Genomic DNA, 13,187 nt, shown 5'->3' with positions numbered 1-13,187 from the left:
CGAATCTCTCCGAGATTCGCCTTTTCCTATGATATTTAATAATTTAATTAGTCTTTAAATTGCCCCATTGCAATAAACTTGTCTTGTCTTTGTTGCTCTAATTCCTTTCCTGAAAACTTAGAAAACATTTTCATGTTTTGCAAAATAGATTCTTTAAGGTTTTTGTAAGCAACAGCTGGCTCATATTGAGCTCCACCAAGTGGCTCTTCAATAATTCCATCTATAAAATGATGTTCTAAAGCGTCATTCGGAGTCAATTTCAAGGCATTCGCTGCATCTTCTTTGTGGTTCCAGTTTCTCCAAAGAATCGAAGAACAACTTTCTGGCGCAATTACCGTGTACCAAGTATTCTCCAACATATATACTTTATTTCCAACTCCAATTCCTAAAGCTCCTCCACTTGCTCCTTCTCCAATGATGTAGCAAAAAATTGGGGTTTTCAACATCGTCATTTCAAAAATATTTCTTGCAATCGCTTCCCCTTGCCCTCTTTCCTCTGCTTCTAAACCCGGATATGCTCCCGGTGTATCAATCAAAGTAACCACAGGAATCTTGAACTTTTCAGCCAACTTCATTAGACGCAACGCCTTTCTATATCCTTCTGGATTGCTCATCCCAAATCTACGATACTGTCTTTCTTTAGTCGTCCTACCCTTCTGGGTCCCAATTAACATTACACGATGTCCATCAATAGTTGCCATACCACCAATCATCGCTGGATCATCAGCAAAATTACGATCTCCGTGAAGCTCCAAAAAACTATCCGGATCCGTTATTCCTTTGATAAAATCCAAAGTATAAGGACGATCTGGATGCCTGGATAACTGTACTCTCTGCCAAGGGGTAAGATTCCCATAAATCTCCTTTTTCTTTTCAGCAATTTTGTCCTCAATTTGAGAACAAGCCAGTTTCATATCCACTCCAGCATCTTCTCCAAGTAGAGAACAACTCTGGTATTGATCCATCAATTCTTTAATCGGTTGCTCGAATTCTAAGTATTCCATAGTTCGTGTAGAATTAGATTTCAAATTTATGAAAATAAAGACAATTTATTGAATATTATGTACAGCATTTTTCATTCTCTCTGTAGTTTCTTCTTTTCCAAGAACTTCCATAATATCAGGAACGTCTGGACCTTTGAGCTCTCCAACTAATGCTAATCTTAATGGCATCATTACTCTTCCCATCCCAAGTCCTTTTTCTTCCGCAAAATCATGCACCTCTTTCCTAAGATCTTCAGCATTAAAATCAATTGCCGAAAGTCTTTCTGAAAGGTTTTTCAAAATTTCAGAAGTATCTTCCTTCCATGCTTTACCCACTGCTTTTTCATCATAGGTTAAGGGCGCTTCAAAAAAGAATCTTCCTGCTACAATAATATCTTTGGCAAATGTTGCCCTTTCTTTCATTAAAGCAACAACTTTCAATAATTTTTCTTCTGAGAGATTAAAACTAATTGAAGTATCTCTCTTCAAAAGTTCGAGAATTTCTACATTTGATTTCTTTTGAAGATATTGATGATTGAACCAAACTGCCTTTTCTTTGCTAAATCTTGCTCCCGACTTGTGAACCTTGTGCAAATCAAATTCTTTCGCCATCTCTTCCAAGCTCAAAATCTCTTTGTCATCAGCTGGACTCCAACCCAACAATGCCAAAAAGTTGACAAAAGCCTCAGGCAAATAACCTTCTTCGCGATATCCTTTAGAAACCGCACCTGTAGCTGGATCTGTAAAATCAAGTGGGAATACCGGAAAACCAAACTTGTCTCCATCTCGTTTACTCAATTTACCATTTCCTTCGGGTTTCAAAATCAAAGAAAGATGGGCAAACTGCGGAGGTGTCCATCCCATTGCTTCATATAACAAAACGTGAAGTGGCATCGAAGGCAACCATTCTTCTCCTCTAATGACGTGAGAAATCTCCATCTCATGGTCATCAATAATATTAGCAAAATGATAGGTTGGCATTCCGTCATTTTTCACCAATACTTTATCATCTAAAGTATTGGTATTGACAGAAAAACTTCCTCTAACAATATCTTGCATCTGAAGAGTCCTATCAAATGGCATCTTGAACCTTACCACATAAGGAACTTGAGCATCTAATAAATTTTGAACTTCCACTTCCGAAAGTGAAACACTGTTTCTCATTTCATTCCTTGTGAAATAATTATAAGAAAACACCTCTCCTGTGGCTTCATATTCACTTCTTACTTTTTCCAATTCTTCTGGTGTATCAAAAGCCAAATAAGCATAATCAGTCTTTAGAATTTGTTCAGTATATCGATCATAGATTTCTCTACGCTCGCTTTGTCGGTATGGACCATATTTCCCTCCATGTTTTGGACTTTCATCAGGAATAATCCCACACCATTCCAACGCTTCCATAATATACTCTTCTGCTCCTTCAACATATCTTGCGGTATCTGTATCTTCGATTCTTAACACAAAATCACCTCCTTGATTTTTTGCATAAAGGTAATCATACAAGGCTGTTCTTACTCCTCCTAAATGTAAAGGTCCGGTTGGACTTGGTGCAAAACGCACTCTCACTTTGCTCATTTTCTCTGTAAATTTTAGCATGCAAATTTAATGAAAAAAAGAAGGTTTACAGAATTTCAAATATTTTATTTAGTTTTGCACCAAATACTTATTCTATGCTAGAAATCGGTGAAAGACCTTGGGGAAAATATTTTGTTTTACAAGACGAAGAAAACTTTAAAGTAAAAAGAATTGAGGTAAACCCTGGTCAAAGATTATCTTATCAATTCCATTATAAAAGACAAGAGTTTTGGACTGTTGTAGAAAGCGAAGCTGTTGTTATTTTGGACGGTGAAGAACACCATTTAAAATATGGCGAAAGTATTTTTATTCCTTTAGGAGCAAAACATCGTATGGAAAACCGTACTACCGAAAGAATGTCGATTATTGAAGTTCAAACTGGAACTTATTTTGGTGAAGATGATATCGTGAGAATTGAAGACGATTACAGTAGATAAATCCTAAATGAAAATCGAAAAACAAATTAAGTTTTTTTATTATCTAAAAGGATATCTCAATTTTCTTTTACCTCCATTCTATGATAATCAAAAGCTAATCTCTAAATTAGAATCGAAACTAACTAAGGAACAGCTTTTGGAATCAAAAAAAAGGATAGAATATTATTGCAAAGCTAGTTTTATATCGAATGAAAAATGCAATAAAATAGAGGATCTTAAACATCCAAAAACACCAAAAGCTTATTATTTTGACACCTATGAATATGCAAGATTTTTTGACAAGAATCTTTGCATCAATTATGTTTTTGGTGATGTTATCCACATTCCTGAATTTCCCTCTATTGTAAAAAGTAGACCTATTTCTGAAAACAATCAAAACAGTGTTCTTCTCAACCTAGATAAAGCAAGACATTTTGTTTGGATAAAAGATGACCAATCTTTTGATTCCAAAAAAGACATTCTGATTGGTCGTGCTGCTGTATATCAAGAACATAGATATCGTTTCTACGAACAGTATTTTGACCATCTTCTTTGCGACTTGGGACAAGTGAACAAACAAGGCGGGAATACTGATTGGATTAAACCAAAAATTTCAATTCAAGAACATTTAGAATACAAATTCATCCTGAGTCTAGAAGGGAATGATGTGGCTACTAATCTCAAGTGGATTATGTCTTCTAATTCAATTGCGGTCATGCCAAAACCAAAATATGAAACTTGGTTTATGGAAGGTAAATTAATTGGAGGAAAACACTATATCGAAATTAAAGATGATTTTTCTGATTTGGAAGAGCAACTTAATTTATACATTTCTCATCCTGATAAATGTCGTGAAATTATTAAAAATGCTCACCAATATTGTGAGCAGTTTTTTGACAAAGATGTCGAGGATTATTGTAGTCTAAAAGTTTTAGAAAAATACTATAGCAACAAATAATGAAATCTATTTCTTTTTTGGTTGGGATTAAAAACAATCTCCCTTATACAAAATTTTTTCTGCAAACCACGAGAGAAAATTTCCCCGAAAATGAAATTGTTTTTGTAAGCTTTGGAAGTACAGACGGAACTCATGAATGGCTTGATTCTTTAACTGATAATAATATCAAATTTTTTTTCTCTGAAGAAAGTAAGACTTTATCTAGTACTTACAATAAGGCAATTGAACTTGCAAGTAATCCTTATGTTGTTTTTCTTCACAATGATATGATTCTTGGAAAACATTTCGTAGAAAATTTACAAAAAAAATTGGTTAAAAACACGATATTATATTACTCGCTTGTTGAACCACCAATTTTTGAAGGTGATCATCGTGATTGGAAAACTACTAAAAATTTTGGTGACGAATACGAAACTTTTGACAAAGAAGGTTTTTTTGAATTTGAAAAAAAACACATTGAAATTAATTTTAAAAATCAATGTATTCCCTCCTCTGACATTTCATTTTTTCTTTGTGTGGAAAAACAGAGCTTAATAGATATTGGTGGCCTAGATCCTTTATTCAATCCAATGTTTTGTGAGGATGATGATCTAATATTCCGTCTAAAACTTAACGGTCTAAAGACATTAACATTAAAAAATGCTTTGGCATATCATTTCGTAAGTAAAACTTCGAGATTTTCTGATGAGTATAAAGCAAAAACGCAAATTATAGAAGAAAAGTCCCAACGAAATTTTTTAAGAAAATGGGGATTCCCCAATTCATCTAAAAGCAGAGCTAAATACGATATTGGAATTATCTTAAAAAACGGAACTTTGGAAAGTGTTAAAAAAATCGAACCTCTTGCTACAAATTTATATACCGATTTCTCATCTGAAAACTATATTGAGGAAGAACAACCGAACACTGCAATTAACCTTCAAGAAAGAGTTCACGCAATTTCAAGAATAAAACAGCATGAGGTGATGGTTTATTTAGATGACAATCACATTAATCACAAAACAGAACATATTTTACAAAATTTATCTGACATCATTACAGAAAAAGTTGTCGCTAAGAGATATAAAGATTCATTCTTTAATACCATTTTCAATGGAATTTTCAAAAAATATTTACCAAAGATTTCCATTCATGCAAAACAACCTACCCGGTTAGAAAAAACACTTATCATACGTAATTTATGAATTCCTTCCTTAAAAAAATTTTCTACAAGCCGACAATATCTTACGGAATTACTGTTTGTAATGAAGCAAAAGAAATACAAACTTTACTAGATTTCCTCATTCCTCTTATAGGAAAGAATGATGAAGTCATTGTATTGCAAGATGTCACCAACAGAAATATAGAAGTTGATCATGTTTTAGAAAAATTCGGTTCAAAAATAATAAGAATCGAGTCTCAACTTAATGGTGACTTTGCTACTTTCAAAAATAATTTGATTGCAAAAGCGAGCAAAGACTATCTATTTCAGATTGATGCTGACGAAGTCCCAAAACCTTCTCTTATTGAAAACATCAAATATATTCTAAAAAAGCATCAAAAATTTGATTGTTTTCTTGTTCCAAGAATAAATACAGTAAGCGGCATTACTGCTGAACACATCAAAAAATGGAATTGGAAAATCAACGAAAAAGGTTACATTAATTACCCAGATTATCAGCAAAGATTATTCAAACTCAACGGTAAAATATTTTGGAAAAACAAAGTTCATGAAGAACTTTACAACTTTGAGAGGCTTTTCCTTTTACCTGCAGAAAACGAAAAATTCTGTCTACTTCATAATAAGGAAATTGTTAAGCAAACGCAACAAAATAACTTGTACGACATCATAGAAAAAGGAGAAGCTTAAAAAGCTTACTCCCACATATATTTTCTATTTTTTCCCATTATTTTATTCTGAAGATTCTTGAAAGCTAATTTCATTTTTATTGAAGAGTAGCCTTTCAATTTGTCAATTTTTTGTTGCAAAAGTTTATTTTCAACCTCTAAAAGTGCCTCTTTATTAGATGTCATTCCTGTATCAAGTCTTGGATACAGTTCATCTCTAATAATCTTTAATCTTGCATCGATCTTCTTTCCAATTTTTTGAGGACTAAGATTTTCGTGCGTATCACTTTTACCTTTTTCTGCAATTTTTTTGGCTTCAATGGGATTTTCTTGGACATACTTCATTAATTCTGAAGCATGATTGATATCGGGATCAGCCCAGACTTCCTTGCCTGATGTGTAGTAATAATCAGTTCCTGTACTCACCATTTTGTATTTTACCAAAAAACTATTGTTAAGATTCATAAATTCATTATTGGCAGAATATCCTGTTGCAATAACTGGCTTTCCAAGATACATCGCTTCAGCCATAGTCAATCCAAAACCTTCGGATCTGTGTAATGAAACAAAACAGTCACAAGAATTCATCATGCTGTATAACTTATTGCGATCCATCATTTCTTCAATCACAATAATACTTTGATTATCACCTATTCTTTTTAATAGCTTTTCTTTTTCCCCCGGAAAATCATTGCTTATCGAAGATTTTAACACTAAAACAACCTCTTTATTATTTTTACCAAAAGCTTTTTCGTATGCATCAATGATTCCAATTGGGTTTTTCCTCGCCATTGAACTATGATAGTCGAACATGCCATAAAAAATAAATGCTTCCTCTGGTAAACCTAAATCTCTTCTGCTCATTGTTGGTTCCTCAATTTCAATAGAATGCATAAATTTTAAAACTGGAATAGGCGAAACTTTAGAAATTGCCTCGGTACAAAAATTACTTGGAACCCATATCTCGTTAAAGAGATTGAAGAAAACTTTCGATTCCTCAGGAAATTCTTCAAGTTCCCAAGCCCAGAAACCGATATTATATTTATTTTCAAAATAAGACTTATCAACTGTTGTAACAACCTGTTCCAATTGATCAATATTAATCTGAATAAGATTGATCATATATGGATTATCATTGTCCAAATCTTCAATTTTTTCTTCGGGAATAAATTCTGGAATCTTGATATTAAAATCATTAATCACAAAAGGAATATCAGTAGTTTTTATAGCTCTGATGTTGGATCTTACTCCTTCACCAAGTCCAAACTGCTTATTAATATAGCCAGATATATTGATACCAAATTCACTCATAATTGTCTTTTTCCTTTTATTTTATCAAAGATATTTAAAATAAAAAAACGGATAGGATATTTTCCTTTCATCCTTTTCTTCACTTCAAAATATTTGTTTTTTATATCTCTTTTTTGTGCCTCAAAAAAATCATTGTAAACATTTGCTTGTTGTGCTCTTTCACTTGCAACATGATAAGAATTAACCATTTGTGTTAATGCTCTCTTTTCATCCGAAAAAAGCTTCTGTCTACTGTCAATATTATAAAACTTTACAATTTCATCTATTTGTTCTCGATTAAAAAAAACACTTCCTACCTGTTGTTCGTCATGTTTTCTATATTGTAATAGCTTCTCTTCAACAAAATACAATTTCCCTTCCTTTGAACTCTTTAACGCAATCCATTCATCATGATGAAGACCTTTAACTCTAGGTATTGGTAAAAATCCGTTAACAAAATTAGATCGAAATGCCATAGTTGCTCCCGTACAAATATTTCCAACAACACTAATCACATCGTAATAATTGAGTACATCGCCATGTTTCTTTATAAGACTAGGAACATCCCAAATTGCCATTAAATCGAGAGAATTTCCATGTTCGTCAATTCCTATACCATTAGTGAAAATTACGTCAATATCTTTACTGCTCTTAAATACTGAAAGAACCTCCTCCACTTTATTTTCTTCCCAAATATCATCCTGATCAGACAGAAAAATAATATCATGAGAACAAAGTTGAATCGCTTTTTCAAAATTTTTGACGCTACCAAGATTTTTTTCAGCAATGCAAAATCTAAAGATAGTTGGGTAATTGGATGCATAGTTTTCTAAAATTGCAACGGTTGAATCTGATGATCCATCATCACAAACAACAATTTCATCAACTGAGACAGATTGATTGAGAATCGAATCTAATTGTTGACTGAGAAACTTTTCCCCATTATAAGTACATAGTGCTATGGAAGTTTTCACTTTTTAAGAATCTAAAGTTTGATAAGGTTCGATGTCAAGGATATAACTAATCCAATTACTAAAAGAATATTTGGCAACAATTTGCTTATCTAACTCTTCATAGGGAGCTTTGAGAAAATCTTCCAATCCTTCAATATTTTCGTTTTCGAATACCAAGATGTTATTGGGATTATAAAAATCAAACTCTTTAACCAAAGGATTATTGGTAATTAATTTCTTACCATAACCAATACTTTCAAAGGTTCTGAATGATAATCCATGATGAACCGAATTAGCAAAATCTAAAATAACCTTGCTTTGTCTAAGCTTATTAATGTTCACATCAAATGAGAGAAACTTATTGGTAATTTGAAGGTAATCAGTTTTATATTTCTTTATTTTCCTATACTTCCCAAGAATGGTAATATCAGTTTTGTACCCCAATTCAAATACTTTTTTGGCTATTGTATTAAGGAGCTCAATTCTATCTGGAAAAAAAGTTCCAACAAAAAAAACATCATTGCACAATGGTGTATCATCAATAAAGTCATCAAAATAAAAATTGGTAGTAAACCGTAATCCCTTATCGATAATGACATCATTAGAATCAAAAACAAAAAATCTATCAAAATAAGGAACCAAAGTCTTCGCCAATGGAAATCTGTCCATACCATCCCACTGATAAGCACATTTAACCTTACACATCCTGTCAATTGATTCAAGAACCTTTTTTCCAAAAAGATCTGGCCTAATAATTAAACAATAATCAATCTGCTGATTGATATATTGCAAGTACTTCAACTGTTTTTCTGATTTAAGCTCAGATTTAATTTTCGATTTATGTGTTTTATCACCTTTAAAAATCTTCTTATAGCCGTGATAAAGTTTATCCTTTAACGGAATTGAAATATCATTATTGTCGTGCTGAAGTTCAAAAACCTGAAATCCTAAAAACTCAAGATTATCGCGAAACCTCTTTGGCAAACCAAAATGATCTGGTATTCCTACCAAAATTGACTTTCCATCAAACTTATCTTCCATATTTAACATTATTTCAAATCAAACACTGTATCTACCCAAGTATCAAGAGTATATTTTTCATAAACGTCTCTTAGAAGTTCCTGATAACCTGATTCGAAAAAAGAAGCATCAAGATTGGATAAATCATCCTTTAGTAAAAGAATATTCTGAGGGTTATAAAAATCGTAATCCACAATATTTTTATTGTTGGTGATAATCTTCTTCTTGAGTGCCATCGCTTCAAAAATTCTGAAACTCAAGCCATCCTGATTCTCTCTAACCAAATCCAAAATTACATTAGCTTTGCTATAGAAACTAGGTACCATATCTAGAGCAATCCTGCTTTTGCTATATGTTATATGGCCATCATCTGCACCCAAAAGCGCACTAGTCGTATTCTTTTTCCAAACTTTCTTTCCTTGAACAAAGTAGTGATAAGTTCGCCCGAACTCACTAATTTTTTCCCCTATCATTTGCGCTTGAATTAATCGATTGTCATAAGAAGCTAAGTATACTAAATCGTATTCTGGCTTGACGTTAGAATATATTTCCTTAAGATAATTATAATTAGTAATCTTTTGGAATCCATACTGCAAGGCATCAGACTTATCGAAAGAAAAAACTTTGTCAAACAAATCCAAAAGGTGCTCTGCGGGACACCTTGCCAAACTATCGTATAAATATGCGATATATCGGTCAGTATAAGACTTTATCTTCTCGTGAATTTCTCTTGGTATCAGCTCTGGATTAATAACCAAAATTTGATCTTGATGTCCGAATTGTTGGAGAGATTCAAGAATTAGCTTCTGTCTATTAATATTTTTGAGGTTCTTTTTAAGAAATGTTTTAGATGCTGCATTAATGATTTGCGCAGCCAAATTTTTGTGACGATATGCCCCAATATTAATGTGATGCGCTTCAATCCCTTTTTCTCTAAGTACATCAACGATGTGCGCATCATAATTCCAAAAATCAAAACTGATGACGGTGATTTTCATTCAACCAATTTAGTGTTTTTTTTCCTCATTTTTCAAGGATTCATAGGTTTTATAAACGTATGAAGCCTGAAGCCAACTTAACTCAAATCCTGGCTGTCCATCCAAGATCCCTAAATTCAAAATATAAGACTTAAAAAACTTAAACAAAGTCTTAGAATATTGTCTAACTATACTATATTTCTTACCTTTTTGATACAACTCTTTTCCCTTCAACTCTCCATAATGCCACATCTTTTTGCGATAAGATTCTTTATCCGAAACGGAAAAATGCAATAATTTATTTTTTAGAACACCAATTTTTCCGTCAACTAAGAGGGTTTCATGAACCAATTTATCAGGAACATAGTGACATTTTGATTTCCGAAACATTCTGAAATTCTTGTCATTCTGCGTTCCAGAATAATTCAGTGGTTTGCCCTCAAAATAAAATTGACGATAAAAATAATAGGCATCAGATTTATCGTCCCTTTTCAAAGTTTCGATAATTTCATTCTTCAAAGCATCTGTAATTCTTTCGTCACCATCCAAAAAAATAACCCAATCATTTTCGGCTTTGTTCAAAGCAAAATTTCTTTGCTTCGTAAAGTCTTCGAATTTATTCTGATAGACTTTAACTTTTGGAAACTGAGATGCAATTAAGACTGTGGCGTCTGTACTCAATGAATCAACGACAATCACTTCATCACAAAAATCAAAACATTCGAGTACATCTCGAATGTTCTTTTCTTCGTTATAAGTGATAATAAGACCACTTATTTTTATCGTCTCCTTATTCATCTATCTCTTGAATTCCAAAACTGTTTTTTCTATAATTGCAAGACACTCTTTCAGCTCTTCTTCACTGATCACCAAAGGTGGTGCCAATCTTATAATATTACCGTGTGTTGGCTTCGCCAAAAGTCCATTCTCCTTCAAGGCTACACAAAGATTCCAAGCAGTTGGCGAATGCTGAGAATCGTTGATGATAATAGCATTTAACAAACCCTTTCCTCTTACAGACGCAATTAAATCAGTTTTCCCTATCAGTTTTTGAATTTCATTTCTGAAAATCTTTCCTAACTTTCCTGCTCTTTCGGATAGTTGCTCATCTTCCACAACATCCAATGCAGCCATTGCGACAGCACAAGCCAAAGGATTACCACCAAAAGTAGAACCATGTTGACCTGCATGGATAACATTCATAATTTCGTTATTAGCCAACACAGCTGAAACAGGATACATCCCGCCAGAAAGCGCTTTCCCAAGAATTAAAATATCTGGCTGTACATTTTCGTGATGACAAGCGATTAACTTACCTGTCCTTGCTACTCCGGTCTGAACTTCATCTGCAATAAAGAGAACATTATACTTTTTACAAAGCTCCGAAGCTTTCTTCAAATATCCTTCATCCGGAACATAAACTCCAGCCTCACCTTGAATGGGTTCCACTAAAAAAGCGGCAATATTTTGAGCATCATTTTCTAAAACTTCTTCTAATTCTTTGGTATCATTATAGGAAATCTTGATAAACCCCGGGGTGAATGGTCCATAGTTATTATGCGCGTCTGGATCATTTGAAAACGAAACAATCGTTGTTGTTCTACCATGAAAATTATTTTCGCAAACAACAATTTTAGCTTCGTTACCTCTGATTCCTTTCACCTCGTAAGCCCATTTTCTGGCAACTTTAATTGCTGTCTCTACTGCTTCCGCACCAGAATTCATCGGTAAGACTTTGTCAAATCCAAAAAGAGAAGTGATTTTCTGTTCGTACTCCCCTAATTTTGAGTTATAAAATGCGCGTGAGGTAAGAGCCAATTGTTGTGCTTGATTCACCAAAGCATCGACAATCCTTGGATGCGAATGCCCTTGATTGACTGCAGAATAAGCTGATAAAAAATCAAAATACCTCTTACCTTCAACATCCCAAACATAGACCCCTTCTCCTCTATCAAGAACCACTGGAAGTGGATGATAATTGTGGGCTCCGTGTTGATTTTCGAGATCGATAAAATATTGTGATTTTTTTGCAGTTTCAGCAGTTTGCATAAGTTTTACTTTTTACAAATTTAATGAATTACAACGAGAAATAAAAAACAAAAACCGCCTCCAATGGAGGCGGTTTAAAATATAAATAACCTGATTCACTTCTTTTCGTAATATCTCAAAAGCAACTTATTAACATCTTTTTTGAAGTCTTCTTCTCCCAGATAACTTTTTTCGTAATCGGCAGAATTAAGAACAATCTCTCCGGTATCATCATCTATAAAAATCAAACTAAAATTATAGTTTATTTCATTCATGTAGACTTGTGCAAACCATAGTCCTTTTAAAATTGGGTAAGTAATTATTTGAGCATGGTCGGGATATATTCTTTCAATAATATTTCTAATATCATTAGGAACATCACTAATAACATTAGAACCTAATTTGAAATTATTTTTCTCAGGATCAAATAAATCTTCTCTTTTCTTTAGATAGGTTTCTACACGGAGACTACTTATAAATTGCGGAGAAGTATCAAAGGTCTTCATAACAACCTTACGGGTTTTATCATCAATTAGAACATATACTTGGTCTCCTTGAACTTTAGTTGGAGAATATTCCCAATAAAATCCTTTTGGCGAAATAATTTTACTCAAACGGGAGTATACTGATATCTTAAGTTCTAAAGGATTAATTCCATTTTTCTCAAGTACACTAATAATTTCTTGAAAAGTAGATCTGAAAAGTGGATCGCCAATGTTTTGAGATTTTTCTAAGTAACCATTTCTACTCAAAAAATAAGACTCCAAGATATTTGGAAATATATTATCCCATTGTTCCATATAATTATTTCCAATAAACCATAAATCTTTTTTAACTAATTTACAATCTTTAGAATAATATTCATTGATTGACCAATTCCATTTCAACCATTCTTCTATGTTTTGGGTTTTTGACGCATGGTGAAGATGATCTATTGCAGACCTCCAATATAAGATGTTGTCTTTTGAAAAGTTGAGATAGGTCCCTGAATATTTGAATAATGTATCAACTTTGCTGAAATTATTTATCAACTTTTTATCAAAATTGGGGGGCTTACCAAAATGTAAAAGCAAATCACTTTCCTGTGCATTAATTTGGATCATACACATTAGAAAAAGAGCTAATATTTTTAATTTTGTTGTCATTTTGAATAAAATTTT

13 protein-coding genes are annotated in these 13,187 nt (G+C 32.9%); 4 read left to right on the top strand and 9 right to left on the bottom strand.

Features of this window, described 5'->3' with window-relative positions; translation table 11 throughout:
• Positions 1-47 precede the first annotated feature (47 nt).
• Together AC4AGG_RS03595 and gltX are read right to left on the bottom strand one after the other, a co-directional pair.
• Complete coding sequence (locus AC4AGG_RS03595) at positions 48-1,004, bottom strand: acetyl-CoA carboxylase carboxyltransferase subunit alpha (RefSeq protein ID WP_489770616.1); 957 nt, start codon at positions 1,002-1,004, stop codon at positions 48-50.
• A 45-nt stretch (positions 1,005-1,049) separates the two neighbouring features.
• A complete protein-coding gene (gene gltX, locus AC4AGG_RS03590; RefSeq protein WP_489770652.1) occupies positions 1,050-2,558 on the bottom strand; it encodes a glutamate--tRNA ligase in 1,509 nt (502 codons plus the stop codon).
• 95 nt (positions 2,559-2,653) lie between these two features.
• Here gltX and AC4AGG_RS03585 point away from each other — a divergent pair, with 95 nt between their 5' ends.
• From AC4AGG_RS03585 to AC4AGG_RS03570, 4 genes are read left to right on the top strand one after another with little or no spacing between them, the layout of a single operon-like run.
• Positions 2,654-2,995 (top strand): phosphomannose isomerase type II C-terminal cupin domain, encoded by a 342-nt coding sequence (locus AC4AGG_RS03585; RefSeq protein WP_489770615.1) that lies wholly within the window; start codon positions 2,654-2,656, stop codon positions 2,993-2,995.
• A gap of 7 nt (positions 2,996-3,002) precedes the next feature.
• Positions 3,003-3,932 (top strand): glycosyl transferase family 90, encoded by a 930-nt coding sequence (locus AC4AGG_RS03580; protein WP_489770614.1) that lies wholly within the window; start codon positions 3,003-3,005, stop codon positions 3,930-3,932.
• Positions 3,932-5,116, top strand: a complete 1,185-nt coding sequence (locus AC4AGG_RS03575) for a glycosyltransferase family 2 protein (protein ID WP_489770613.1) — start codon at positions 3,932-3,934, stop codon at positions 5,114-5,116. The genes AC4AGG_RS03580 and AC4AGG_RS03575 overlap by 1 nt, the downstream gene beginning before the upstream one ends.
• Complete coding sequence (locus tag AC4AGG_RS03570; RefSeq protein ID WP_489770612.1) at positions 5,113-5,781, top strand: glycosyltransferase; 669 nt, start codon at positions 5,113-5,115, stop codon at positions 5,779-5,781. Before AC4AGG_RS03575 ends, AC4AGG_RS03570 begins: the two co-directional genes overlap by 4 nt.
• A 5-nt stretch (positions 5,782-5,786) precedes the next feature.
• Here AC4AGG_RS03570 and AC4AGG_RS03565 read toward each other — a convergent pair whose 3' ends face one another.
• The 7 genes from AC4AGG_RS03565 to AC4AGG_RS03535 all read right to left on the bottom strand — a co-directional run.
• A complete protein-coding gene (locus tag AC4AGG_RS03565) occupies positions 5,787-7,070 on the bottom strand; it encodes a glycosyltransferase (RefSeq protein WP_489770611.1) in 1,284 nt (427 codons plus the stop codon).
• The gene (locus AC4AGG_RS03560; protein WP_489770610.1) at positions 7,067-8,023 is read right to left on the bottom strand and encodes a glycosyltransferase family 2 protein; all 957 of its coding nucleotides are present in this window, start codon (positions 8,021-8,023) and stop codon (positions 7,067-7,069) included. The genes AC4AGG_RS03565 and AC4AGG_RS03560 overlap by 4 nt, the downstream gene beginning before the upstream one ends.
• 3 nt (positions 8,024-8,026) lie before the next feature.
• Complete coding sequence (locus AC4AGG_RS03555) at positions 8,027-9,043, bottom strand: WaaS/CpsH family glycosyltransferase (protein WP_489770609.1); 1,017 nt, start codon at positions 9,041-9,043, stop codon at positions 8,027-8,029.
• An 8-nt stretch (positions 9,044-9,051) separates the two neighbouring features.
• Positions 9,052-10,020 (bottom strand): WaaS/CpsH family glycosyltransferase, encoded by a 969-nt coding sequence (locus AC4AGG_RS03550; RefSeq protein ID WP_489770608.1) that lies wholly within the window; start codon positions 10,018-10,020, stop codon positions 9,052-9,054.
• Positions 10,021-10,029: 9 nt separating this feature from the next.
• Positions 10,030-10,797: a glycosyltransferase family 2 protein gene (locus AC4AGG_RS03545; protein ID WP_489770607.1), complete on the bottom strand. Its 768-nt coding sequence runs from the start codon at positions 10,795-10,797 to the stop codon at positions 10,030-10,032.
• Complete coding sequence (gene rocD / locus AC4AGG_RS03540; RefSeq protein WP_489770606.1) at positions 10,798-12,048, bottom strand: ornithine--oxo-acid transaminase; 1,251 nt, start codon at positions 12,046-12,048, stop codon at positions 10,798-10,800.
• A 95-nt stretch (positions 12,049-12,143) separates the two neighbouring features.
• A partial coding sequence (locus AC4AGG_RS03535; RefSeq protein WP_489770605.1) for a hypothetical protein occupies positions 12,144-13,187 on the bottom strand: 1,044 nt, incomplete at its 5' end.

It is taken from the genome of Chryseobacterium sp. CG10_8, from assembly GCF_058117085.1.
This window is presented reverse-complemented; position numbering and strand designations above follow the sequence as displayed.

Excerpts from the sequence above, each read along its gene's own strand:
- AC4AGG_RS03595 (WP_489770616.1), bottom strand. The coding sequence starts at position 1,004 with ATGGAATACTTAGAATTCGAGCAACCGATTAAAGAATTGATGGATCAA.
- gltX (WP_489770652.1), bottom strand. The coding sequence starts at position 2,558 with ATGAGCAAAGTGAGAGTGCGTTTTGCACCAAGTCCAACCGGACCTTTA.
- AC4AGG_RS03585 (WP_489770615.1), top strand. The coding sequence starts at position 2,654 with ATGCTAGAAATCGGTGAAAGACCTTGGGGAAAATATTTTGTTTTACAA.
- AC4AGG_RS03580 (WP_489770614.1), top strand. The coding sequence starts at position 3,003 with ATGAAAATCGAAAAACAAATTAAGTTTTTTTATTATCTAAAAGGATAT.
- AC4AGG_RS03575 (WP_489770613.1), top strand. The coding sequence starts at position 3,932 with ATGAAATCTATTTCTTTTTTGGTTGGGATTAAAAACAATCTCCCTTAT.
- AC4AGG_RS03570 (WP_489770612.1), top strand. The coding sequence starts at position 5,113 with ATGAATTCCTTCCTTAAAAAAATTTTCTACAAGCCGACAATATCTTAC.
- AC4AGG_RS03565 (WP_489770611.1), bottom strand. The coding sequence starts at position 7,070 with ATGAGTGAATTTGGTATCAATATATCTGGCTATATTAATAAGCAGTTT.
- AC4AGG_RS03555 (WP_489770609.1), bottom strand. The coding sequence starts at position 9,043 with ATGGAAGATAAGTTTGATGGAAAGTCAATTTTGGTAGGAATACCAGAT.
- AC4AGG_RS03550 (WP_489770608.1), bottom strand. The coding sequence starts at position 10,020 with ATGAAAATCACCGTCATCAGTTTTGATTTTTGGAATTATGATGCGCAC.
- AC4AGG_RS03545 (WP_489770607.1), bottom strand. The coding sequence starts at position 10,797 with ATGAATAAGGAGACGATAAAAATAAGTGGTCTTATTATCACTTATAAC.
- rocD (WP_489770606.1), bottom strand. The coding sequence starts at position 12,048 with ATGCAAACTGCTGAAACTGCAAAAAAATCACAATATTTTATCGATCTC.